Source organism: Streptomyces sp. NPDC053750, assembly GCF_044544295.1.
In the GTDB taxonomy this organism is placed as follows: Bacteria; Actinomycetota; Actinomycetes; order Streptomycetales; family Streptomycetaceae; genus Streptomyces.
In genome coordinates this window covers 912,279-933,960 of record NZ_JBITXB010000001.1, presented here as the reverse complement: position 1 = coordinate 933,960, position 21,682 = coordinate 912,279, and the positions used below count along the sequence as shown (strand labels likewise).

The 21,682-nt window shown below is 72.1% G+C and carries 22 protein-coding genes; 18 read left to right on the top strand and 4 right to left on the bottom strand.

The features are described 5' to 3' along the window. The first annotated feature begins 218 nt into the window (after positions 1-218). Entirely contained in the window at positions 219-1,622 is a 1,404-nt protein-coding gene (locus tag ACIGO6_RS04135; protein ID WP_399870956.1) for an NAD(P)/FAD-dependent oxidoreductase, read from the top strand. 28 nt (positions 1,623-1,650) lie between these two features. Here the strand turns inward: ACIGO6_RS04135 and ACIGO6_RS04130 are convergent, their stop codons facing one another. Then, positions 1,651-3,117 carry a regulator gene (locus ACIGO6_RS04130; RefSeq protein ID WP_399870955.1) on the bottom strand — a complete coding sequence of 489 codons (1,467 nt, stop codon included), beginning with the start codon at positions 3,115-3,117 and terminating at the stop codon, positions 1,651-1,653. Positions 3,118-3,353: 236 nt separating this feature from the next. Between ACIGO6_RS04130 and lipB the strand changes: the two genes are divergently transcribed. From lipB to ACIGO6_RS04110, 4 genes are all read left to right on the top strand, one after another. Continuing rightward, positions 3,354-4,154, top strand: a complete 801-nt coding sequence (lipB, locus tag ACIGO6_RS04125) for a lipoyl(octanoyl) transferase LipB (protein WP_399870953.1) — start codon at positions 3,354-3,356, stop codon at positions 4,152-4,154. 176 nt (positions 4,155-4,330) lie between these two features. Further along, positions 4,331-5,296: a lipoyl synthase gene (lipA, locus tag ACIGO6_RS04120; protein WP_399870952.1), complete on the top strand. Its 966-nt coding sequence runs from the start codon at positions 4,331-4,333 to the stop codon at positions 5,294-5,296. Between the two features lie 231 nt (positions 5,297-5,527). Then, positions 5,528-5,743 carry a hypothetical protein gene (locus ACIGO6_RS04115; protein ID WP_399870950.1) on the top strand — a complete coding sequence of 72 codons (216 nt, stop codon included), beginning with the start codon at positions 5,528-5,530 and terminating at the stop codon, positions 5,741-5,743. 69 nt (positions 5,744-5,812) lie between these two features. After that, positions 5,813-6,517, top strand: a complete 705-nt coding sequence (locus ACIGO6_RS04110) for a DUF4191 domain-containing protein (RefSeq protein ID WP_399870948.1) — start codon at positions 5,813-5,815, stop codon at positions 6,515-6,517. Positions 6,518-6,603: 86 nt separating this feature from the next. Here ACIGO6_RS04110 and ACIGO6_RS04105 read toward each other — a convergent pair whose 3' ends face one another. Next, positions 6,604-7,071: an RDD family protein gene (locus tag ACIGO6_RS04105; protein WP_399870945.1), complete on the bottom strand. Its 468-nt coding sequence runs from the start codon at positions 7,069-7,071 to the stop codon at positions 6,604-6,606. 220 nt (positions 7,072-7,291) lie between these two features. Here ACIGO6_RS04105 and glnA point away from each other — a divergent pair, with 220 nt between their 5' ends. The 4 genes from glnA to ACIGO6_RS04085 all read left to right on the top strand — a co-directional run bounded on the left by glnA (position 7,292) and on the right by ACIGO6_RS04085 (position 11,373). Then, the gene (glnA, locus tag ACIGO6_RS04100; protein WP_399870942.1) at positions 7,292-8,701 is read left to right on the top strand and encodes a type I glutamate--ammonia ligase; all 1,410 of its coding nucleotides are present in this window, start codon (positions 7,292-7,294) and stop codon (positions 8,699-8,701) included. Between the two features lie 162 nt (positions 8,702-8,863). Continuing rightward, on the top strand, positions 8,864-9,124 hold the full coding sequence (locus tag ACIGO6_RS04095; RefSeq protein ID WP_399870940.1) for a hypothetical protein: 261 nt from the start codon (positions 8,864-8,866) through the stop codon (positions 9,122-9,124). A 38-nt stretch (positions 9,125-9,162) separates the two neighbouring features. Further along, positions 9,163-10,122 carry a D-2-hydroxyacid dehydrogenase family protein gene (locus tag ACIGO6_RS04090; protein ID WP_399870938.1) on the top strand — a complete coding sequence of 320 codons (960 nt, stop codon included), beginning with the start codon at positions 9,163-9,165 and terminating at the stop codon, positions 10,120-10,122. Positions 10,123-10,188: 66 nt separating this feature from the next. Beyond that, positions 10,189-11,373, top strand: a complete 1,185-nt coding sequence (locus ACIGO6_RS04085; RefSeq protein ID WP_399870935.1) for a winged helix DNA-binding domain-containing protein — start codon at positions 10,189-10,191, stop codon at positions 11,371-11,373. 84 nt (positions 11,374-11,457) lie between these two features. On the opposite strand, the gene ACIGO6_RS04080 is transcribed toward ACIGO6_RS04085, so the two are convergent. After that, positions 11,458-11,772, bottom strand: coding sequence for a hypothetical protein (locus ACIGO6_RS04080; RefSeq protein ID WP_134652302.1), 315 nt, complete (start codon positions 11,770-11,772; stop codon positions 11,458-11,460). 175 nt (positions 11,773-11,947) lie between these two features. Here ACIGO6_RS04080 and ACIGO6_RS04075 point away from each other — a divergent pair, with 175 nt between their 5' ends. Continuing rightward, a complete protein-coding gene (locus tag ACIGO6_RS04075; protein ID WP_399870931.1) occupies positions 11,948-12,307 on the top strand; it encodes an arsenate reductase family protein in 360 nt (119 codons plus the stop codon). A 148-nt stretch (positions 12,308-12,455) separates the two neighbouring features. After that, complete coding sequence (locus ACIGO6_RS04070; protein ID WP_399870929.1) at positions 12,456-13,142, top strand: hypothetical protein; 687 nt, start codon at positions 12,456-12,458, stop codon at positions 13,140-13,142. A 3-nt stretch (positions 13,143-13,145) separates the two neighbouring features. Here ACIGO6_RS04070 and ACIGO6_RS04065 read toward each other — a convergent pair whose 3' ends face one another. After that, a complete protein-coding gene (locus tag ACIGO6_RS04065; RefSeq protein WP_399870926.1) occupies positions 13,146-14,018 on the bottom strand; it encodes an alpha/beta fold hydrolase in 873 nt (290 codons plus the stop codon). 107 nt (positions 14,019-14,125) lie between these two features. On the opposite strand from ACIGO6_RS04065, the gene ACIGO6_RS04060 reads away from it, so the two are divergent. The 7 genes from ACIGO6_RS04060 (at position 14,126) to ACIGO6_RS04030 (ending at position 21,586) form a co-directional block, all read left to right on the top strand. Next, positions 14,126-14,626, top strand: coding sequence for a MarR family winged helix-turn-helix transcriptional regulator (locus ACIGO6_RS04060; protein ID WP_399870923.1), 501 nt, complete (start codon positions 14,126-14,128; stop codon positions 14,624-14,626). Between the two features lie 179 nt (positions 14,627-14,805). Further along, positions 14,806-15,837, top strand: coding sequence for a glutamine synthetase (glnII, locus tag ACIGO6_RS04055; RefSeq protein WP_399870920.1), 1,032 nt, complete (start codon positions 14,806-14,808; stop codon positions 15,835-15,837). Between the two features lie 417 nt (positions 15,838-16,254). After that, positions 16,255-16,887: a winged helix-turn-helix domain-containing protein gene (locus ACIGO6_RS04050; protein ID WP_399870917.1), complete on the top strand. Its 633-nt coding sequence runs from the start codon at positions 16,255-16,257 to the stop codon at positions 16,885-16,887. A gap of 60 nt (positions 16,888-16,947) precedes the next feature. After that, positions 16,948-17,982, top strand: a complete 1,035-nt coding sequence (locus tag ACIGO6_RS04045) for an SDR family oxidoreductase (protein ID WP_399870915.1) — start codon at positions 16,948-16,950, stop codon at positions 17,980-17,982. Between the two features lie 52 nt (positions 17,983-18,034). Beyond that, on the top strand, positions 18,035-19,300 hold the full coding sequence (locus tag ACIGO6_RS04040) for a sensor histidine kinase (protein WP_399870912.1): 1,266 nt from the start codon (positions 18,035-18,037) through the stop codon (positions 19,298-19,300). Continuing rightward, positions 19,285-19,938, top strand: coding sequence for a response regulator (locus ACIGO6_RS04035; RefSeq protein WP_399870910.1), 654 nt, complete (start codon positions 19,285-19,287; stop codon positions 19,936-19,938). Before ACIGO6_RS04040 ends, ACIGO6_RS04035 begins: the two co-directional genes overlap by 16 nt. 145 nt (positions 19,939-20,083) lie before the next feature. Next, a complete protein-coding gene (locus tag ACIGO6_RS04030) occupies positions 20,084-21,586 on the top strand; it encodes a DUF1996 domain-containing protein (protein WP_399870908.1) in 1,503 nt (500 codons plus the stop codon). The last annotated feature ends 96 nt before the right edge of the window (positions 21,587-21,682 follow it).

Sequence of the window (21,682 nt, the reverse complement as noted above, 5' to 3'; positions counted from 1 at the left end):
CCGCCACCTTCGGCTCGTTCCTGACCGCATACCGGCCGCACCACGCCCGAACTCCATCCGTATGCGACCGCCGTGCGACCGTGCCCTGCCTCCATGCGACCCCCGTTGACCGTTCCGGGCCCTACCCTCGAACCGAACCTCGCATCGAACTCGGGTATCCCTCAAGCCGGTTGGGGGCATGACGTCTCCAGCGGCCGCGCAACCTCGAGGAGGGGCACGTGCTTGAGCCCGCGTACCAGGCGGACGTCGTCGTCGTGGGGGCCGGGATCGCCGGTCTCGCCGCGGCGCATCGGCTGACCCGCGCAGGAGTGACGACCACGGTCCTGGAGGCCGCCCATGGTGTGGGCGGCCGGATGGCGACCGAGAAGGTCGACGGATTCCGGCTCGACAGGATCGGACAGCTGCTCTCCACGGCGTACCCCGAACTGCGCCTCACCCCCGGCCTGGACGGCCTCGCGCTGCTGCCCTTCGCGCCTGGGGTCCTGCTGCACAGCGAGGGCCGGCACCACCGGGCGGGCGCTCCGGCGGGCGCCCGGGGCGCAAGGGGCGCACTCCATGCGGTGCGCGCCCTGGCGAGCGCCCCCCGGACGGGTCCCGCGCCCCGGAGGCCGGTCTCCGTGCCCCGGGTGCCCGGCAGGGCGGGGCCCGCGCCCCGGCCCCGGGTGGGCGCGCCGCTCGGCACCGCCGTCGACCAGGCGCGACTCGGCGCCGCGCTGACCCGCCTGGCGAGCACGCCGGTCGAACGGCTGCTGGCCCGCCCGGAGCTGCCCGCCGCCCAGGCCCTGGCGGCCCGCGGACTGCCCGCCCGCACGATCGACGGCTTCCTGCGTCCGCTGCTCGCCGCGCTGTTGTGCGACCCGGACCTCACCACCTCCAGCCGGTGCGCCGACCTCGCACTGTGGGCCTTCGCGAGCGGACGGCCGGCGCTGCCGGAGGGGGGCGCGGAGGCGCTGCCCGAGCTGCTGGCGCGGACACTGCCGCCGGGCACCGTGCACACCGGCGTCCGCGTCGTCTCCGTCGCCACCAACGCGGTGACCACCGCGGAGCACGGCGTCATCCGCTGCCGGGCCGTCCTGGTGGCGACCGACGCCCGTGCGGCGGCGGGGCTGCTGCCGGGCCTGCGGGTGCCGGACTTCCACCCGGTGACGGTGGTGCACCACACGACCGACGAACCCCCGACGACCGGCTCCGCCCTGCTGCTGGACGCGGACCGTGGCGGCCCGGTCGCCCACACGGCGGTGATCAGCCACGTGGACCCGTCCCGCGCGCCGGCCGGGCGCACCCTCGTCTCCTCGACGGTCCTCGGCACTCCCCCGCCCGACGTGGACACCGCCGTACGCATCCATCTGGCCCGCCTCTACGGCACCCCGACCGCCCGCTGGGAGACCCTCGCCGTGCACCACACGGCCGAGGCGGTGCCGGCGATGCGCCCACCGCACGACCTGAGCCGCCCCGTACGGCTGCTGGCGGGCCTGTACGTGTGCGGCGACCACCGCGACACCAGCACCGTCCAGGGCGCGCTGCACTCGGGACACCGGGCCTCGGCGGCGATCCTGACGGACCTGGGGGCGGACCGGCCGATGCACACGGCCGACCCCCTGCCGACGGCGCGCGCCGCCTAGCGAAGCGCGCGACGCTGCCCGGGCCCCGTCACCCCAGCGCCGCCACCTTGTCCCGGTACCCCCGCACCGGGGCCGCGTCCTTGTACGGCTCCAGTCGCCGTTCGAAGTCGCGTACGTACTCCGCCGCCCGTACCGACCGCATCTCGGACGCCTGCCCGGCCGCCTCGGCGGCCAGCTGGCAGGCCTGGTCGAGTTCGCCGAGGCCGAGGCGGGCGGTGGCGAGGACGACCCGGCAGAACAGCCGGCTGCGGGCGTACACGGGGGCGCGCAGCAGCAGCGAGCGCTCCGCATACTGGGCGGCGGCGCGGAACTGCTGCAGGTCGCGGTGGCAGTGCCCGAACTCGTCGGCGAGCTGCGCCTCGTCGAAGAAGCGCGCCCAGTGCGGCACCTCGTCGCCGGGCCGGGCGGCCTCCAGGGCGCGCTCGGCGCGCACCAGCGCCGCCGTGCACGCCCGCACCTCGCCGAGGATGCCGTGCGCCCGTGCCTCGGCGGCGTGCAGCAGCGTCTGCACGACCGGCGGCGCGGAGGTCCCCACGCCCTGCTGGGCCACGCGCGCGAGCTGCACGGCCTCGCGCCCGTGCCCCAGGTAGACGGCCTGGCGGCTCATGGTGACCAGCACGTACGACCCGTACGCCCGGTCCGCCGCCGCCTGTGCGAGCCGCAGGGCCTGCACGAAGTAGCGCTGGGCGAGGCCGTGCGCGGCGATGTCGTACGACGTCCAGCCGGCCAGCCGGGTCAGGTCGGCGGCGGCGGCGAACAGCCGGCGGCCGGTCTGCTCGCCGTAGGTGCCGCGCAGCATCGGTTCCAGTTCGTGCTCCAGGTAGCGCACGAGGGCCTGGCGGGCGTGTCCGCCGCCGTACCGGTCGTCCAGACTGCGGAACAGCTCGCCGACCGAGCGCAGCGCGGCGAGGTCGCCGCCGGTGACCTTCTGGCCGGGGCCGCGGTCGGCGGCCGGTGCGCGCCGGCGGGCCGCGTCGAGCGGCACGGGCCCTCTGGGGGTCGCGGGCCGGCCCTGCGCGGGGATGCGGACGGGCACCTCGGCGCGGGCCACCTTCTCGTCGGCCCGGCCGATCAGCCAGTCCCGGCTGGGCACGACGAGACCGGCCGGCGTGAAGGCGATCTTGCGCAGCTCGGCGTGGCTGCCGGAGTCCTTGCGCCACAGCCCGCCGACGATGTCGACGGCCTCCTCCGGGGAGGCGGCGAACTCCAGCCCCGCGTAGACCGGAGCGCAGGCGTCCAGGCCGAGGTCCTGGGCGGTCAGGCGGCGGCCGAGGCGCCGGGTGAAGACCTCGGCGATCAGGGCGGGGGTGGTGCCGCGGGGCTGCTGGCCGCGCAGCCACCGGGTGACGGACGTCTTGTCGTATCTCAGGTCCAGGCCGTGTTCGAGTCCGAGCTGGTCGACGCGACGCGCGAGACCCGCGTTCGAGAACCCCGCTTCGGCGATGAGCGCGGCGAGCTGGCGGTTGGGGGTGCGCTGCGCGGGTCGTTCCGTCATGGTGCGGTGCGGTCTCCTGCCTTCCGGGCCGTTCGATGTGCCCGGAGCGCCTGTGAGCAGCCCTTATGGCCTCGTGAACGGCGTGAATGTAGCGGAGAGTAAGCACACGATCGCACACTTCGACCGGCATTCATCCGATCGTGTGAGGATTGCCCGCCCTGCTGACGGCGAACGGGCGGTCGTACAGTGGCGTGGGCACGGTTCGTGCCTTACGACCTTCCAGGGAGGCACTTGCCGTGAGTGAGCTGCGGTTCGTCCGAATGGGGTTCGGTGCCGAACGCGTCGAGTACCAGGAGGCGTGGGACGAGCAGCGCCGGGTGCACGCGGCGCGGTTCGTCGACGAGGTCCCCGACACGGTGCTGCTCCTCGAACACCCGCCGGTCTACACCGCCGGACGGCGCACCGAGGACAGCGAGCGTCCGCTCGACGGCACGCCGGTCATCGACGTGGACCGCGGCGGCAAGATCACCTGGCACGGTCCGGGCCAGCTGGTCGGCTACCCGATCCAGAAGCTCCCGCGCCCGGTGGACGTGGTGGCGCACGTACGGCGGCTGGAGGAGGCCCTGATCCGCACCTGCGCGGAGTTCGGCCTGGAGACCAGCCGGGTCGAGGGCCGCAGCGGCGTCTGGGTCCTCGGCGACCCGGTCGCGCGGCGCCCGGCGCTCGGCGGCCTCTCCCTGGACTTCGACCCGCGCCTGACGGACGAGGAGTTCGACCCCCGCCTGAACGGCCCCGACTACGCCCCGTCCAACGCGGGCCAGCGCCGCGAGGACCGCAAGATCGCCGCGATCGGCATCCGGGTCGCCAAGGGCGTCACCATGCACGGCTTCGCCCTGAACGTGAACCCGGACAACAAGTGGTTCGACCGGATCATCCCGTGCGGCATCCGCGACGCGGGCGTCGCCTCGCTGGCGAACGAGCTGGGCCGGGACGTGACCATCGAGGAGGTCCTGCCGGTGGCGGAGCGCCATCTGCGGGACGTCCTGGAGAACGCGGAACTCAAGCCGAGGGTGATCGAGAAGGCCCCGGCGGCATGAATCCAGCGCCGGGGGCATAAACCCAGCCCGTCCGGCGTTTGAGGACGAGGCCCGTTCAGGGCCGAAGCGGGGGCCTGGGGGCGGCAGCCCCCAGCAAGGCCAGCACCCTCGCCGGGCATCAAAACCACGGGCGTACCCTGAAGGTCGCCGAAGAATCAATCGCTAGGGAGCCGGTCGTGTCCGCAGTCGCACCCGACGGACGCAAGATGCTGCGCCTGGAGGTCCGCAACAGCCAGACCCCCATCGAGCGCAAGCCCGAGTGGATCAAGACCCGGGCGAAAATGGGCCCCGAGTACACGAAGATGCAGAACCTCGTGAAGAGCGAGGGCCTGCACACGGTCTGCCAGGAAGCCGGCTGTCCCAACATCTACGAGTGCTGGGAGGACCGCGAGGCCACCTTCCTCATCGGCGGCGACCAGTGCACCCGGCGTTGTGACTTCTGCCAGATCGACACCGGCAAGCCCGAGGCGCTCGACCGCGACGAGCCCCGCCGCGTCGGCGAGTCCGTGGTCACCATGGACCTGAACTACGCCACCATCACCGGCGTCGCCCGCGACGACCTCCCCGACGGCGGCGCCTGGCTGTACGCGGAGACGGTGCGCCAGATCCACCAGCAGACGGCGGACCGCGAGGCCGGCCGCACCAAGGTCGAGCTGCTCGCCCCCGACTTCAACGCGGTGCCGGAGCTCCTCCAGGAGGTCTTCGCCTCCCGCCCCGAGGTTTTCGCGCACAACGTCGAGACGGTCCCCCGGATCTTCAAGCGCATCCGCCCCGGCTTCCGCTACGAGCGCTCCCTGAAGGTCATCACGGAGGCCCGCGACTACGGTCTGGTCACGAAGTCGAACCTGATCCTCGGCATGGGCGAGACCCGCGAGGAGATCAGCGAGGCGCTGAGGCAGCTGCACGAGGCCGGCTGCGAGCTGATCACGATCACGCAGTACCTGCGCCCGTCCGTGCGCCACCACCCCGTGGAGCGCTGGGTCAAGCCGCAGGAGTTCGTGGAGCTGAAGGAGGAGGCCGAGCAGATCGGTTTCTCCGGTGTGATGTCGGGTCCGCTGGTGCGGTCCTCGTACCGCGCCGGACGGCTCTACCAGATGGCCATGGAGCAGCGCCGCACTCCGGCCGAGCCCACCGCTGTGTGAATTCACGCACAAGTAGCTACTGGCCAGTAATGGCCGATACGTCGCGGTCCCGACCGTCCTCGCAGATGAGGACACCGGTCGGGGCCGCGCCGTCGTTCCAGGGGGCGGCATCGCGGCTTCATGTCCGTTTGACCGGCGGGTCACGCCCTGGTAACACCAATCAGTGACCCTGGAATCACGCCACGTACACCCGTCTCCGTACCCGGAGCCGTACCGAGGGGGACCTCCACGATGCAGGCCGCGCCCGTTCGCGCCACCGTCGTCCGTGCCACCGCCATCCCGTCGTTCAGCACCGCCCTGCGGGCCGTCGAGTCGCTGCTGATGAGCAGCGGCCAGCGCACCGCCCGGCGCAACGCCTGGACCTCCGTGCTGGAGGACCGCCGCCGCGCCAAGGACCGGATCGAGACCGAGCGCGTGCTGCGCCAGTCCGTCGCCGGCCGCCCCTGACCCCGTCCCTCCCGTCCGCGCCGGGCACTGCCGTCGTCCACGCTTTCGGGGGCACGTAGACTTCGTGGCATGGCGAGGAAGGAACCTGCAGCGGACGCTGCGAATCCCGGGCGACTGAAGCAGATCGCTCTGACCTACAAGATGACCCGCAAGGCCGACAAGAAGATCGGTCTTGTACTCGCGGGTGTCGGCATCGTCGTCTTCGGTGTCTTCCTCGCGATCGGTTTCCTGATCGGTCACCCCATCTATCTCGGCATCCTGGGCGTGCTGCTCGCCTTCCTCGCGACGGCGATCGTCTTCGGTCGCCGGGCCGAGCGGGCGGCCTTCGGTCAGATGGAGGGACAGCCGGGCGCCGCGGCGGCCGTGCTGGACAACGTCGGCCGGGGCTGGACGACGACCCCCGCGGTCGCGATGAACCGCAACCAGGACGTGGTGCACCGCGCGGTCGGCAAGGCCGGCATCGTGCTGGTCGCGGAGGGCAACCCGAACCGGGTGAAGTCGCTGCTCGCGGCCGAGAAGAAGAAGATGAACCGCATCGTCGCCGACGTGCCCGTGCACGATCTGATCGTGGGCACCGGCGAGGGCCAGGTCGAGCTGAAGAAGCTGCGCACCACCATGCTCAAGCTCCCCCGCGTCCTGTCCGGCCCGCAGGTCACCGTGACCAACGACCGGCTGCGCGCCCTGGGCGACCTGATGAGCAACATGCCGCTGCCCAAGGGCCCGATGCCGAAGGGCATGCGCATGCCCAAGGGCGGCAACCCGAGGCAGCGCTGACCCCGTAGGACTCCGAGACGCCGGTACGGCGATGGGGGCGGCCCGATTGATCGGGCCGCCCCCATCGCCGTACCCCGCGTTTCGCGTCAGATCCGCACTTCCACCGTGCGCGCCAGCCGGTCGTGCAGACCCCGGCCGTCGCGGTCCCAGATCAGCGCCGGGAGGGCGACGCACAGCAGGGCCGAGCGCAGCAGGCCGCGCAGCGGGCTGGGGCGGCCCGTGGCCAGGTCCACCACGCGCAGGCCCAGGAGGCGCTTGCCGGGGGTGAAGCCGACCGTGCCGACGGTCAGCACGCTCAGTACGAAGAAGATCAGCAGGGCCCAGTTGCTCGCCGTCTGGCCATAGCTGCCCGTGATCAGGCCGTATGCGATCAGGGAGCACAGCGCCCAGTCGACGGCCAGCGCACCGAGCCGCCTGCCCGGGCGGGCGATCGAGCCCGGCCCCTCCTCCGGCAGACCGAGCTGCTCACCCCGGTATCCGAGATCGGCGCCGGCCTCTTCCATGGCCGCGCGCGGCCCGGAAAGCCACGATCCGATTGCTTGCCTGTTGTCCACCCGTCCACGGTACTGCGCCCGTATATGACCGCCGTACGGCGGGGTGTGACAGGTCCGGAGGAGGCCTAGGCTGGAAGGGAGCCGGTTAACTTCTGCGAAACAAATGGGTCACGCCCGAGAAATCACCCGTCCCTAGGGTCGGGGACAGCGTGTGCCACCCGCACTGGCCGCACGAACGATCTACCACCCCGGCGGGACGGTCGGGAGTAGGAGGAGCTGGATGTTCCAGAACGCCGACGAGGCCAAGAAGTTCATCGCGGACGAGGACGTCAAGTTCGTCGACGTCCGGTTCTGCGACCTGCCGGGCGTCATGCAGCACTTCACGTTGCCCGCCGAGGCGTTCGACCCCGACGACGAGCAGGCCTTCGACGGATCCTCGATCCGCGGTTTCCAGGCCATTCACGAGTCGGACATGTCCCTGCGCCCCGACCTGTCCACCGCGCGCATCGACCCCTTCCGCCGGGACAAGACGCTCAACATCAACTTCTTCATCCACGACCCGATCACGGGCGAGCAGTACTCCCGTGACCCGCGCAACGTGGCGAAGAAGGCCGAGGCCTACCTCGCCTCCACCGGTATCGCGGACACCGCGTTCTTCGGTCCCGAGGCCGAGTTCTACGTCTTCGACAGCGTGCGCTTCAGGACCGCCGAGAACGAGTCCTTCTACCACATCGACTCCGAGGCCGGCGCCTGGAACACCGGTGCCATCGAGGACAACCGCGGTTACAAGGTCCGCTACAAGGGCGGCTACTTCCCGGTCCCGCCGGTCGACCACTTCGCCGACCTGCGCGCCGAGATCTCCCTGGAGCTGGAGCGGTCCGGCCTGAAGGTCGAGCGCCAGCACCACGAGGTGGGCACCGCCGGCCAGGCCGAGATCAACTACAAGTTCAACACGCTGCTCGCCGCCGCCGACGATCTCCAGCTCTTCAAGTACATCGTGAAGAACGTGGCCTGGAAGAACGGCAAGACGGCGACCTTCATGCCGAAGCCGATCTTCGGTGACAACGGCTCGGGCATGCACGTCCACCAGTCGCTGTGGAGCAACGGCGAGCCGCTGTTCTACGACGAGCAGGGCTACGCCGGCCTGTCCGACACCGCCCGCTACTACATCGGCGGCATCCTCAAGCACGCCCCGTCGCTGCTGGCCTTCACCAACCCGACGGTGAACTCCTACCACCGCCTGGTGCCGGGCTTCGAGGCGCCGATCAACCTGGTGTACTCGCAGCGCAACCGCTCCGCCGCGATGCGTATCCCGATCACCGGCTCGAACCCGAAGGCCAAGCGCGTCGAGTTCCGCGCCCCGGACTCCTCCGGCAACCCGTACCTGGCCTTCTCGGCCCTGCTGCTCGCGGGCCTGGACGGCATCAAGAACAAGATCGAGCCGGCCGAGCCGATCGACAAGGACCTCTACGAGCTGGCTCCCGAGGAGCACGCCAACGTGGCGCAGGTCCCGACCTCCCTCGGCGCCGTCCTCGACCGCCTGGAGGCCGACCACGAGTTCCTCCTCCAGGGCGACGTGTTCACGCCGGACCTGATCGAGACGTGGATCGACTACAAGCGCGCGAACGAGATCGCGCCGCTGCAGCTGCGTCCGCACCCGCACGAGTTCGAGCTGTACTTCGACGTGTGATCGACGCCCCTGTCGGGCCGTCCGGCGCCCCCGTTCCCTGTTCTCAGGGGGCGGGGGCGTCGTCGTCCGTGGCCGAAAATGCTTCACAGGGAGAGCCCGGCCCGGGATCATGTGGACTGACACGGTTGTTCGAGTCGGGGGGGGACGGGGAGAGTGCCGGAGATGTCCGAGCGGGACGACGAGGAGCGCGAGTTCGACCTCACGTGGGCGGACGGGGCCGACCACAAGGAGCCCTCCGCGCGGGCGAGGATGCTTGCCGCGCGCTGGAAGGAGAACCCGCCCGGACCGGTCCCCTTCCGCGCCGACCCCGAGCACACCGGCTCCGGCCGCCGGTCGTCGTGGGTGTCCACCGCCGTGGTGCTCGGCTGTGTCGCCGCGGTCATCGTGCTGCTGGGCTACATCAACTTCCGGGCGCCCTACTAGGGCCTGCCCCGCGACCTGAGAGAAACGAGAGGACCGACATGCGGCTGCGTTGCGCCGTGCTCGACGACTTCCAGAACGCGGCGCAGGCCTCCGCCGACTGGAGTGCGGTCGAGGACCGGGTGGAGGTCGTCGCCTTCCCCGACCACGTGACCGACGAGGCCCTCCTCGCGGATCGGCTCGCCGACTTCGACATCGTCGTCACCCTGCGGGAGCGGGTCGCGTTCCCCGCCTCGCTGCTGGACCGCCTGCCCCGGCTGAAGCTGCTCGTCGCCTCCGGGATGCGCAACTCCGTGATCGACTTCGCGGCCGCCGAGCGCAACGCCGTGACCGTGTGCGGCACCGCCAGCTCCTCGACACCGCCGGTCGAGCTGACCTGGGCGCTGCTGCTCGGCCTGGCCCGCCGGCTCGTGCCCGAGAACAACGCGCTGCGGGACGGCGGCCCCTGGCAGTCCACGGTCGGGGCCGACCTGCACGGCCGGCGCCTGGGCCTGCTCGGCCTCGGCAAGATCGGCAGCCGGGTCGCCCGGGTGGGGCTCGCCTTCGGGATGCAGGTCAGCGCGTGGAGCCAGAACCTCAGCAAGGAGCGGGCCGACGAGGTCGGCGTGGAACTCGCCGCGAGCAAGGAGGAGTTGCTCCGCAGCAGCGACTTCGTCTCCGTCCATCTGGCGCTCAGCGACCGCACCCGCGGCCTGCTCGGCGCCGACGAGCTCGCCCTGCTCAAGCCCTCCGCCTACCTGGTCAACACCTCGCGCGCGGCCATCGTCGACCAGGACGCGCTCTGCGACGCCCTGCACGCCGGACGGATCGCCGGTGCCGGCGTGGACGTCTTCGACGTGGAGCCCCTGCCCCTGGACCATCCGCTGCGCACCGCACCGCGTCTGCTCGCCACACCGCACCTCGGTTACGTCTCGCAGGCCAACTACGCGACGTACTACGGCCACGCCGTGGAGGACATCCAGGCCTTCCTGGCCGGTGAGCCGGTGCGCGTGCTCGGCTGACGGGCCCGATTGTCAGTGGGGTCGGGGAGGATGGCCCGAGGTGGCACTCGACGGGTGGAGGCCGGGATGGGTGACGGGCGTCGGTACATCGGGGCGGCGGAGCGCCGGGCACGGCTGGCGCTGCGCCAACGGCTGGCGCGGGCGGCGCGGGCGGGGAGCCCGGAGGAGGTGGCCGGCTCGCTGGTCGCCCTGCACGGCACGGATCCGGCGTCGGTGCACCTGGCCGTGGGCGCGCGCCTCGCGGACGCGGCCAAGACGGTGGGCGAGACGGAGCGGGCGCTGTACGAGGACGGGACGCTGGTGCGGATGCACGGCATGCGGCACACCGTGTTCGTGTTCCCCACGGAGCTGACCGCGGTCGTGCACGCCTCGACCGGTCTCGCCGTCGCCGCCCGCGAGCGCGCCGCGCTGCTGAAGCACATGGCGGCGGCCGGGGCGCCGGACGGGGCGTGGCTGAAGGAGGTCGAGGAGTCGACGCTGGCCGCGCTGGCCCGCCGCGGCCAGGCCACGGCGGCCGAACTGGCCGTGGACGAGCCACGCCTGAAGGAGCGGTTCGTCTACGCGGCAGGGAAGAGCTACGAGGGCGTGCACACCGTCTCCACCCGGCTGCTGAAGGTGCTGGGTGTGGAGGGCAAGGTCGTGCGCGGCCGGCCGCTGGGCGCGTGGACGTCCAGCCAGTTCCGCTGGGCGCCGGCGCCCGCCCACCCCGAGCTGGACAGCGCCGGCGCGCAGGCCGAGCTGCTGCGTCGCTGGCTGACGGCGTGCGGTCCGGCGACCGAGGCCGACCTGAAGTGGTGGACGGGGTGGCGGGTGACGGAGGTGCGCCGGGCCCTGACCGCGATCGGCGCGCAGGAGGTGTCACTGGACGAGGGCACGGGGTACGTCGTGGCGGGTGACGCCGGCCCGGTGGCGGAACCGGCGGAGCCGTGGGCGGCGCTGCTGCCCGCCCTGGACCCGACGGCGATGGGCTGGCAGCACCGGGACTGGTACCTCGCACCCGAGCTGCGGCCCCTGCTCTTCGACCGCAGCGGCAACGTCGGGCCGACGGTGTGGTGGAACGGCCGCGTGATCGGCGGCTGGGCCCAGCGGGCCGACGGCGAGATCGTCTGGCGGGTACTGGACGGCGAGGGGATCGGCCGCGAGGCGGAGACCGCTCTCGCGACGGAGGCGGAGCGGCTGGCGTCCTGGATGGGGACGACGCGGGTGACCCCGCGGTTCCGGACCCCTCTGGAGCGGGAGCTGTCGGCGTAGGGCACGCTTTCGGCCCTCCGCGTCGAAGAGACGGCGACTGCGGTGCCGGGCACCTGGAACCACCCCAGGCGCCCGGCACCGAGCTCACCGCGAGTACCGCATCAACGCCCGCACCATGTGGCACGTGGTGTCCGACGGCGGGTGAACGCCGATCGTCAGCGCAGCGCTCCGTATCTTCTCGTTGCGCGCCTGGTTCGGCAGGTAGACGCCGGAGTCGAGCAGGGCGATGGCGAGCCGCATCGCCTTGAGCCGGCGGTTGTGCGTGATGTACCACTCACGGGGGCGGCCCGCCGGCAGCGGGCGCTTCTCCACGGGTTCGTACGGCAGGTCGAGCAGGACGGGCCGCTTGGCGGTGGACTGGGTGGGCAACGGCTTCGGCTTCAGTGCGGCAGCGGGCACGGGCATCCTCCTGTCGCGGTCGGGGCACCGTCCGGACCCCCCGGCGACACCCTCGAACACTGCTTCTATTTTACCGCCCCCCACTGACAAAAGCCCCTGGCCACAAGGGCTTTCGGGGTCGCTGTGACCCATGAGGAGAACGGGTTTTCGCGCCCCTCGGGCTACCGTGTGCGGCATGGAGATCTGGATCAACCCCGCCTGTTCGAAGTGCCGCAGCGCGATCAGCCTGCTCGACGCCGAGGGCGCCGACTACACCGTGCGCCGTTACCTGGAGGACGTGCCGAGCGAGGAGGAGATCCGCGAAGTCCTCACCCGTCTCGGCCTCGAACCGTGGGACATCACCCGCACCCAGGAGGCCGCCGCCAAGGAGCTGGGACTGAAGGACTGGCCCCGCGACGCGGCGGCACGCGACCGCTGGGTCACCGCCCTCGCCGAGCACCCGAAGCTCATCCAGCGTCCGATCATCACGGCGGACGACGGAACGGCCGTCGTGGGCCGCACGGACGAGGCAGTCCGGGACGCCCTGTCGCGGTAGGCCCGGACACCCGGCCCGTCCGACATGACGGGCCGCCACCTCTCCTGTGACGCAGGTTACTTTGCCGAATCTCCGTGACCGCTGAGTAACCTCGTTCGGTATCTCGTACATAGCGGCGTACGCTCCCCTACCTCTTCAGGAGGCGCGCATGTCGCGCAGGAGAACTCTCGGCACGAAGAAGAAGATCGCGCTGCTGGTCGGCGCCGCGACGATGGCCGGTGGCGGGGCCTTCGTGATGGCGAACGCCTCGAACGCGGCGCAGACCACGCAGAACGCGCAGACGAAGGCCGCCCAGGACTCGACCGCCTGCCAGGGCCTGGCCACCGCGCTCGGCAACAACCAGCGCTTCATCGACGCCCAGCGGGCCAATCCCGACGCGCAGTCCCAGGCCCGGATCGCCAACCGGGAGGCGGTCGTCGCGGAGATCCGGCGCAAGCAGGAGGCGTCCGGTTGCACGGTCGGGGAGTCGGCTCAGGACTCCCAGGCCACGCAGCCGCCCCAGGCCGGAGGCGACGCAGGCGCCGGAGAGGCCGCAGGCGCCGGAGACACCGGAGGCGCCGGAGATACCGGAGGCGCCGGACAGGCCGGGCAGCAGGTGTGCAACGGCTCCACCGTCACCCTCTCCGGCGAGGGCGGCGCGCCCGCCGCCTCCAGCAACCAGTTCCCGGTGGGCACCAAGCTCAAGGTGACCAACCTCGACAACGCCAAGTCCACGACGGTGGAGGTCACCTCGGTCTCGGGAAGCTGCGCGCTGCTCAACAACGCGGCGTTCGAACAGGTCCGGGAGCCGGGCAAGTTCCTCATCCGGCGGGCGCTGATCGAGAAGGTCGGGTGAGGCTCAGTCACCCGACCCGGCGAGAAAGCCACTGAGGCGGCGGCCCAGCTCGGGCGGCGCCGCATGCGGCAGCGCATGGTGGGACACGTCCGGCAGGACGGCCGTCTCCACGCGCGGCAGCAGCGCCCGCGCCCGGGCCGCCACTTCGGCGGAGTCATGGGTCCTGCTGTTCCCGGCCAGGAGCAGCAGGACCGGCACGTCCAGCCCGCGCAGCGCGTCCGGCGCCGGACGCGGGCCGGTCACCGGCCTGCGCGCCGGGAAACCCACGGCCGCCTGCTGGAGGGCGAGCCAGTCGGGGTCGAGGGGGAGCCCTCCGGTCTCCCACTCCAGGAAGGCGCGGACCCGGCGGGGTGTGGGCCGCAGCAGCATCGGCGCCGCGCGCAGCAGGTAGGCCGCCTTGAACCCGGCGAAGCACTGGGTCGGGTCCAGGAGGAACAGGCGGCGGACCCGGCCGGGTGCGTGCAGGGCGTGGTGCAGGGCGATCCAGGCGCCGTAGGAGTGTCCGCCGACGGCGGCCTCACCGACGCCCAGGCCGTCGAGGACCGCGTCCAGCCAGCCGTTCAGGTCGGCGACCGTACGGGGGTGACGGTCGCCGGCCGGCGCGCTGCGGCCGGGGGCGCCGATCAGGTCCACGGCGTACACGCGGTGGGTACGGGCCAGGTCGGCGGCCTGGGCGTACCAGGAGGCGGAGGTCGCCTCCCCGCCGCCCGGCAGGAGGACGAGCGCGGGGGCGTCGGCCGGGCCGGCGGTGTTGACATGGGTCTCCCCGAAGGGCGTGGACACGGTCACGGCCTCGTGCCGCGCCGGCCACTTGGCCATGACCTTGTCGTAGGCGTCGTGGAAGCGGGCGGCGTCGTACGTATCACGAGCACTCATGAGCGGTGTCCCCCTGACGGCCCGAATGACGGCCCGAATGACGGCCGAGTATTCTCTCGCTGAGCGAGATACTTGTTGGGCGAGATGATAGCCGGAGGCGACGCCCCATGCACCACCAGGGACCGGAGATGGAGCTCGTCCACCTGCTGCGCGCGGTGACCGTCGAACTCGGCGCGCACAGCGCGCGGTTCGCCCGGCGCAACGGCCTGCACCCGACCGACGTCCGGGCGCTGATCGTGCTCATGGACGCGGCGCGGGCGGGCGAGGAGATGACCGCCGGTCGGCTGGGCACCGCGCTCGGGCTGAACTCGGCGGGGACGACGTCGCTGGTCGACCGGCTGGAGCGGGCCGGTCATGTGCGGCGGGTACGCGGCGAGCGGGACCGGCGCAGGGTCACCGTCGAGGTGGACGAGCGGGCGATCGCCCTCGGCCGGTCCCACTTCGGGCCGCTGATCGGACGGACGGTGGAGCTGCTGCGCGGGTACGACGAGCGGGAGTTGGCGGCGATCAGAGGCTTCCTGACCGGCGTCCGCGAGGCAGCCGAGGCGGACCGCACCGACCCCGGGGACGACGGGACCGCCCCCGAGGAGCCCCGCCCGGCCCCGTAACACGCGCCGAACCAGTGAGACGCGCCACACCGCACCCAGGTAACACGGGGTTCACATATGGGCAACGGCCGGGAAATCGCCTGTTGACACGCTGCACGGCAGTAAACGCGGCGCCCCGGTTGCCCCAGTGCCGCAGCACCCGCAAGTGCGCCCAGACCCACCCCGAAGGATGTGTCCCCGTGACCTTCAAGGCCGAGTACATCTGGATCGACGGCACCGAGCCGACGGCCAAGCTCCGTTCCAAGACGAAGATCATCACGGATGCCCCCGCGGGCCTGGACGCCCTGCCGATCTGGGGTTTCGACGGCTCCTCCACCAACCAGGCCGAGGGCAGCTCCTCGGACTGCGTGCTCAAGCCGGTCTTCTCCTGCCCCGACCCGATCCGCGGCGGCGACGACATCCTGGTGCTGTGCGAGGTCCTGGACACGGACATGACGCCGCACCCGAGCAACACCCGCGCCGCGCTGGCCGAGCTCTCCGAGCGCTTCGCCGCGCAGGAGCCGATCTTCGGCATCGAGCAGGAGTACACCTTCTTCAAGGGCGCCCGCCCGCTCGGCTTCCCCGAGGGCGGCTTCCCGGCCGCGCAGGGCGGCTACTACTGCGGTGTCGGCTCGGACGAGATCTTCGGCCGTGACGTCGTCGAGGCGCACCTGGAGAACTGCCTGAAGGCCGGTCTCGGCATCTCCGGCATCAACGCCGAGGTCATGCCCGGCCAGTGGGAGTTCCAGGTCGGCCCGCTGGCGCCGCTGGAGGTCTCCGACCAGCTGTGGGTGGCCCGCTGGCTGCTCTACCGCACCGCCGAGGACTTCGGCGTCTCCGCCACCCTCGACCCCAAGCCGGTCAAGGGCGACTGGAACGGCGCGGGCGCGCACACCAACTTCTCCACCAAGGCGATGCGCGAGTCCTACGACGCGATCATCACCGCCGCCGAGTCGCTCGGTGAGGGCTCCAAGCCGATGGATCACGTCAAGAACTACGGCGCCGGCATCGACGACCGCCTGACCGGCCTGCACGAGACCGCCCCGTGGAACGAGTACTCCTACGGCGTCTCCGACCGCGGTGCCTCGGTCCGCATCCCGTGGCAGGTCGAGAAGGACGGCAAGGGCTACATCGAGGACCGCCGTCCGAACGCCAACGTCGACCCGTACGTGGTGACCCGCCTGCTCGTCGACACCTGCTGCTCGGCGCTGGAGAAGGCCGGCCAGGTCTGATCCGACCCGGTCCCACCCCGTCTCGCGCGAAGGGGCGTCCACCGCACGGTGGGCGCCCCTTCGCGTTGCCAACGCCCGCCGGGGAGTACGGCGTCGGCTTCCCGCCACGTCGGCGTCCACGCAGTGAGAGGAGGCTGCTGTCGCGGGCCGGTGTCTGCTTCAATGGGGTCATGGCCAGCTTCCGGAAGTACGCAGCGACGGGTCGCCATGACCTCGAGCCCTTCTGGCCCTCCCGTCAGCACGACGACTTCGACCGGGTGTGTTGCCGCGCGACGACCGCGCCGGCCCGCTAGAAAGCCCTACACCACCCAGGCCTTCGGCCGGCGCGTCCGACGTACGTCCCGCGACGCGCCCGACCACGAACTCGCGCCCGTCGCCCCTCCCGACGAACCTCTCGCGCGAAAGAGCTGACGTCTCATGGCGACCACCCGTTCCCTGTCCACCGTCACCCTCGACTCCCCCGCCCCCGCCGCCCTCCCCGCCCTGCCCGGCCTGCCCGCCTCCGGCAGTCCCCGACACCGGTTGCGTGCCGTCGACCGGGACGAGGAGGTGCGTGTGGCGGACCTCCTGCCGCCGGGCGCCACCTGGCTGCCCGCTCCCCCGCACGCCCTGCCCTCGCTGCCGGGCCGGCCGCCGATGGTCGGCTACCTGGTGCTCGTCCCGGCCGACCAGCACGCGCAGTTCCCGCCGGTGGCCGTGCCCGGACCCCCGGAGCGGGACGCCGGGGACACCGCGGACGGCGCCCACGGCCCGGGCGCACCACTCGTCCGGATCGACACCGCGCGCCGCATCGCCGCGGTGGAGGGGCGCGAACTCGACCTGACCTACCTGGAGTTCGAGCTGCTCGCCCATCTCGTCCGGCATCCCCACCGGGTGCACACCCGCGACCAGCTGGTCACCACGGTCTGGGGCTACGGCCACGTGGGCGACGGCCGTACCGTCGACGTGCACGTGGCCCGGCTGCGCCGCAAGCTGGGCGCCGAGCACCGGCAGACGATCCAGACCGTGCGACGCGTCGGCTACAAGTACACGCCGCCCGAGGGGCGTTGATCCTCTGCTGTCGGCAGACAGCCGTTCCCCCGGACCGCCCCGTCCGGCACAGTGGCCGGCATGAGGCTACTGGTGCTGGGCGGTACGGAGTTCGTGGGGCGGGCCGTGGTGGAGGCGGCGCTCGGGCGCGGCTGGGAGGTGACCGTCTTCCACCGCGGCCGGCACGCGCCGCCGCCCGGGGTCCGGACGCTGCACGGCGACCGCACCGCGCCCGACGGGCTCACCGCCCTGGCCGAGGGCACGTGGGACGCCGTCGTCGACACCTGGTCGGCGGCGCCCCGCGCGGTACGGGACACGGCGCGGCTGCTGCGGGACCGCGTCGGCCGGTACGTGTACGTGTCGAGCTGCTCAGTGTACGCCTGGGCCCCGCCCGCCGGGTACACGGAGGACGCCCCGCTCGTCGAGGGCGCCGCGGCGGACGCCGGGCAGAGCGACTACGCCCGGGACAAGCGGGGCTCCGAGCTGGCCGTCCTGGACGCCTTCGACGCGGACCGCTCGGTGCTGGTCCGGGCCGGGCTGATCCTCGGCCCGTACGAGAACATCGGGCGGCTGCCGTGGTGGCTGAACCGGATCGCACGCGGCGGCCCCGTGCTCGCGCCGGGCCCGCGCGACCTGCCCCTGCAGTACGTCGACGTCCGCGACCTCGCCGCGTGGACCCTCGGGGCGGTGGAGCGGGAACTGAGCGGGCCGTACAACCTGGCCGCGCCGGCGGGGCACACCACCATGGGCGCCCTGCTCGAGGCCTGCTCGCAGGCGACCGGTGGCACGGCGGAGCTGCGCTGGACCGCTCCCGACACCGTGCTCGACGCCGGTATCGAGCCCTGGACGCACCTGCCGGTGTGGGTGCCGCCGGGCAGTGAGCTGCACGACGCCCTGCACCGCGCGGACGTCTCCCGGGCCCTGGCGACGAGCCTGACATGCCGCCCGGCCTGCGAGACCGTCGCCGACACCTGGGCCTGGCTGACCGGCATCGGCGGCACCGCACCGCAGCGCCCGGACCGGCCGCCGGTGGGGCTGGACCCCGAGACGGAGGCGAAAGTACTCGCGGCCGACGGGAGCCGGCCCGGCGGGGGTGTACCTGGCACCACCCCTTGACCCGGGGGTTCGGGCCAGTGACCTGTTCCGCCGTCTCGGCGAGACTGGCGGCATGAACTTCGAGACGAAGAGCGCCGACGGACGGTCACGGGTGCGGAGCGCGGCGCTGGCGGGCGTGCGGGGGCTCGCGCTGGCGCTGATCTCCCTGCCCGGCGCGGTGCTCTGCTTCTGCCTGACCCTCGTGTCCATCGCCCTCGTCCCGATCGGCATCGGCATCGTCACCACGCCGTATGTGCTGACCGGCGTGCGGGCGTTCGCGGACTGGCGGCGGCTGCTGGCCGCCGAGTGGTGCGGGGTGCGGATCCCGCGGGCGTACCGGCCGCTGCCGAAGGACGCCAACCCGTGGGCGCGCACCTTCGGCATGCTGGGCGACCCGGCGACCTGGCGGGACTTCCGCTGGCTGCCGGTCGACATGACGGCGGGCTTCGTCACCGCACTGCTGGCCTTCGTGCTGCCGGTCTACGCGCTGGAGGGCTTCGTCATCGCGGCCGGGCTGTGGCGGGTGCTGCCCGACGGGTACTGGTACGGCTTCGTCCCGGTCACCGGCCAGGGCACCGCGCTGCTGGCCGCCGCGCTCGGTGCCGTACTCCTCGCCCCCTCCCTGTGGCTCACCCCGCAACTGCTGCGGGCCCACTTCCGGCTGACCGGCGCCGTCCTCGGCTCCGGTGACGGCGAACTGGCCGAGCGGGTGCGGGTGCTGACCGAGACCCGCCGTGACGCGGTCGACACCTCCGCCGCCGAGCTGCGCCGCATCGAGCGGGACCTGCACGACGGGGCCCAGGCCCGGCTGGTCGCCATGGGCATGGACCTGGGGACCATCGAGGCCCTGCTGGAGAAGAACCCGGCGAAGGCCCGGGAACTGCTCGCGCAGGCCCGCCAGTCGTCCGCCGACGCCCTGACCGAGCTGCGCGAACTCGTGCGGGGCATCCACCCGCCGGTACTCGCCGAGCGCGGCCTGGGCGACGCCGTACGGGCCCTGGCGCTGCGGCTGCCCGTCACCGTCGAGGTCGACGTGGACATGGCCGGCCGCGCGGAGGCGCCCGTGGAGGCGGCCGCGTACTTCGCCGTCAGCGAGGTCCTCACCAACGCGGTGAAGCACTCCGGCGCCGACCGGGTCTGGGTCGACGTGCACCACACCGAGGGCCAACTGCGCGTCGCCGTCACCGACAACGGCAAGGGCGGGGCCGAGATCGCGGCGGGGTCGGGCCTGGCCGGGGTGGAGCGCCGACTGGGTACATTCGACGGCGTCCTGGCCGTCAGCTCGCCCGCGGGCGGCCCCACCATGGTCACCATGGAGATCCCTTGCGCGTTGTCCTAGCCGAAGACCTGTTCCTGCTGCGCGACGGACTGGTCCGGCTCCTGGAGGCCCACGACTTCGAGATCGTGGCGGCCGTCGAGACCGGCCCCGAACTGTCCCGGGCGCTGACCGAACTGGAGCCGGACGTCGCCGTGGTCGACGTACGCCTGCCGCCCACGCTCACCGACGAGGGCCTCCAGTGCGCGCTGGAGGCCCGCCGCGAACGGCCCGGGCTGCCGGTGCTGGTCCTCTCCCAGCACGTGGAGCAGCTGTACGCGCGCGAGCTGCTGGCCGACGGCAGCGGCGGGGTGGGGTACCTGCTCAAGGACCGGGTGTTCGACGCGGAGCAGTTCGTGGACGCCGTACGGCGGGTGGCCGACGGTGGTACGGCGATGGACCCGCAGGTCATCCAGCAGCTGCTCAGCCGGCGGGCGGCGGAGGACCGGCCGCTGGAGCGGCTCACCCCCCGGGAGCTGGAGGTGCTGGAGCTGATGGCGCAGGGGCGGACCAACGCGGCGATCGCCGGCAAGCTCGTCGTCACGGAGCGGGCGATCGCGAAGCACACCGCGAACATCTTCGCCAAGCTGAGCCTCGAGGTCTCGGACGACGACAACCGCCGTGTGCTGGCCGTTCTGGCCTATCTGGACCGCGGTCGCTGACCTCCTCGCCGGTCCCACCCGTCCCACGGGACCCGGCAATTTCCCCGTCGAGTGAACACCCCCGAGGCGGCCTCCGTATGGATGGGGGCCGCTTCACTCCTGTCGGGCGCCCTCGATTGCCCGCAAGGAAGTCAGAGGAGTTCCAATGGGACGCAACACAAGAAAACGCCGTACGCCGCTGGCCGCCAAGGTCGTAGCCGGGGCGGCGGCCCTGGCGGTGGGCGGGGGCGGGCTGGTCTGGGCCAACTTCAACGCCTCGGCGCACGAGGAGAACCGGGCGCACAACCGGACGAGGTCCGCCGCCGCGCAGATCGCGACGATCGACTGCCCCGACGTCGGCCAGCAGCTCTCCGACGTGCCGGACCGGGCGCGCGGGGAGGTCGACGGCGAACTGGCCACGATGGACAGCCAGATCACCAACGCCTACCAGCGGCTCGCCACCACGCGGCGGGCGCAGGCGGGCGACGCGCGGTTCGTCGAGAACACCATTCTGGGCCCCCTGGGGGACCGGCGGAAGGCGATCATCGACCGGATCCAGCTGGAGATCAACCGGGCCGGCGGCAAGGCCGACGACAACCTGGACGACCTGGCCGAGTGCCAGGGCCGACCCGCCGAGCAGCCACAGGACGGGGACGGCCAGGACGGTGGCGGCCAGGACGGTGGGGGCCAGAACGACGGCCAGGACGGCGACGGTCAGGGCCAGGACGACAACGGCAACGGTGCCGCCGGTCCGGTGGCCGACGACTTCATCGACATCAACGACGTCCAGCCCAATTCCCGCAACAGCCAGAACGGCCTGGCCGCCAACGGCGACGGCGGTTCCACCGGCACCTTCACCACGGACTGCGGTGTCAACGAGAACAACCTGTTCAACAGCGACAACCTGATCGCGGCCCCGGGCGTCGACAACGGCGCGCACCATGTGCACGACTACGTCGGCAACCAGGACAACGACGCCTTCTCCAGCGACCAGGACCTGGCGAACGCCGACACCTCGTGCCAGAACCAGGGCGACAAGTCCACCTACTACTGGCCGGTGCTGCGCCTCCAGGACGGCACCGAGGAGTTCGACGCGAACGACCTGGGCGGTGGCGCCGAGGGCAACATCGGCAGGATCCTCAAGCCCGCCCAGGCCGAGCTCAAGTTCGTCGGCAACCAGCAGAGCGACGTGGTCGCGATGCCGAAGTTCCTGCGCATCATCACCGGTGACGCCAAGTCCTTCACCAACGGCGACGCGAACGCCAACAGCTCGTGGAGCTGCACCGGGTTCGAGGACCGGCAGGTCACGGACAAGTACCCGCTGTGTCCCGACGGCAGCCAGGTGGTGCGCACGGCCAACTTCCAGAGCTGCTGGGACGGCCAGAACACCGACAGCGCCAACCACCGGGACCACATGGCCTTCGTCCAGCAGGACGGCAGCTGCCCGAACGGCTTCCAGGCCATTCCCCAGCTGCAGGTCCGCCTGGTGTACGACATCCCCACCCCGACCGTCGAGAACGGCCAGGTGCAGAACCCGTACGCCGTGGACAGCTTCCCGGAGCAGCTGCACAAGCCGATCACCGATCACAACGACTTCATCAACGTCATGGACGAGGACCTGATGAACGAGGTGGTCGACTGCATCAACAGCGGCGAGGACTGCCAGTAGGAAGGCTGCCGGTGGTCCGACCGGGAGGGGCCGGTGGCGGAGTCTCCGCCACCGGCCCCGTTCTTCGTCTTTTCGGCTTCTTCGCCTTTTCGGCTT

Coding starts and splice junctions, on each gene's coding strand:
- ACIGO6_RS04130 (WP_399870955.1), bottom strand. CDS start 3,117: ATGACGGAACGACCCGCGCAGCGCACCCCCAACCGCCAGCTCGCCGCG.
- ACIGO6_RS04115 (WP_399870950.1), top strand. CDS start 5,528: ATGCAGGCCGCGCCCGTTCGCGCCACCGTCGTCCGTGCCACCGCCATC.
- ACIGO6_RS04110 (WP_399870948.1), top strand. CDS start 5,813: ATGGCGAGGAAGGAACCTGCAGCGGACGCTGCGAATCCCGGGCGACTG.
- glnA (WP_399870942.1), top strand. CDS start 7,292: ATGTTCCAGAACGCCGACGAGGCCAAGAAGTTCATCGCGGACGAGGAC.
- ACIGO6_RS04095 (WP_399870940.1), top strand. CDS start 8,864: ATGTCCGAGCGGGACGACGAGGAGCGCGAGTTCGACCTCACGTGGGCG.
- ACIGO6_RS04090 (WP_399870938.1), top strand. CDS start 9,163: ATGCGGCTGCGTTGCGCCGTGCTCGACGACTTCCAGAACGCGGCGCAG.
- ACIGO6_RS04085 (WP_399870935.1), top strand. CDS start 10,189: ATGGGTGACGGGCGTCGGTACATCGGGGCGGCGGAGCGCCGGGCACGG.
- ACIGO6_RS04075 (WP_399870931.1), top strand. CDS start 11,948: ATGGAGATCTGGATCAACCCCGCCTGTTCGAAGTGCCGCAGCGCGATC.
- ACIGO6_RS04070 (WP_399870929.1), top strand. CDS start 12,456: ATGTCGCGCAGGAGAACTCTCGGCACGAAGAAGAAGATCGCGCTGCTG.
- ACIGO6_RS04065 (WP_399870926.1), bottom strand. CDS start 14,018: ATGAGTGCTCGTGATACGTACGACGCCGCCCGCTTCCACGACGCCTAC.
- ACIGO6_RS04060 (WP_399870923.1), top strand. CDS start 14,126: ATGCACCACCAGGGACCGGAGATGGAGCTCGTCCACCTGCTGCGCGCG.
- ACIGO6_RS04050 (WP_399870917.1), top strand. CDS start 16,255: ATGGCGACCACCCGTTCCCTGTCCACCGTCACCCTCGACTCCCCCGCC.
- ACIGO6_RS04045 (WP_399870915.1), top strand. CDS start 16,948: ATGAGGCTACTGGTGCTGGGCGGTACGGAGTTCGTGGGGCGGGCCGTG.
- ACIGO6_RS04040 (WP_399870912.1), top strand. CDS start 18,035: ATGAACTTCGAGACGAAGAGCGCCGACGGACGGTCACGGGTGCGGAGC.
- ACIGO6_RS04030 (WP_399870908.1), top strand. CDS start 20,084: ATGGGACGCAACACAAGAAAACGCCGTACGCCGCTGGCCGCCAAGGTC.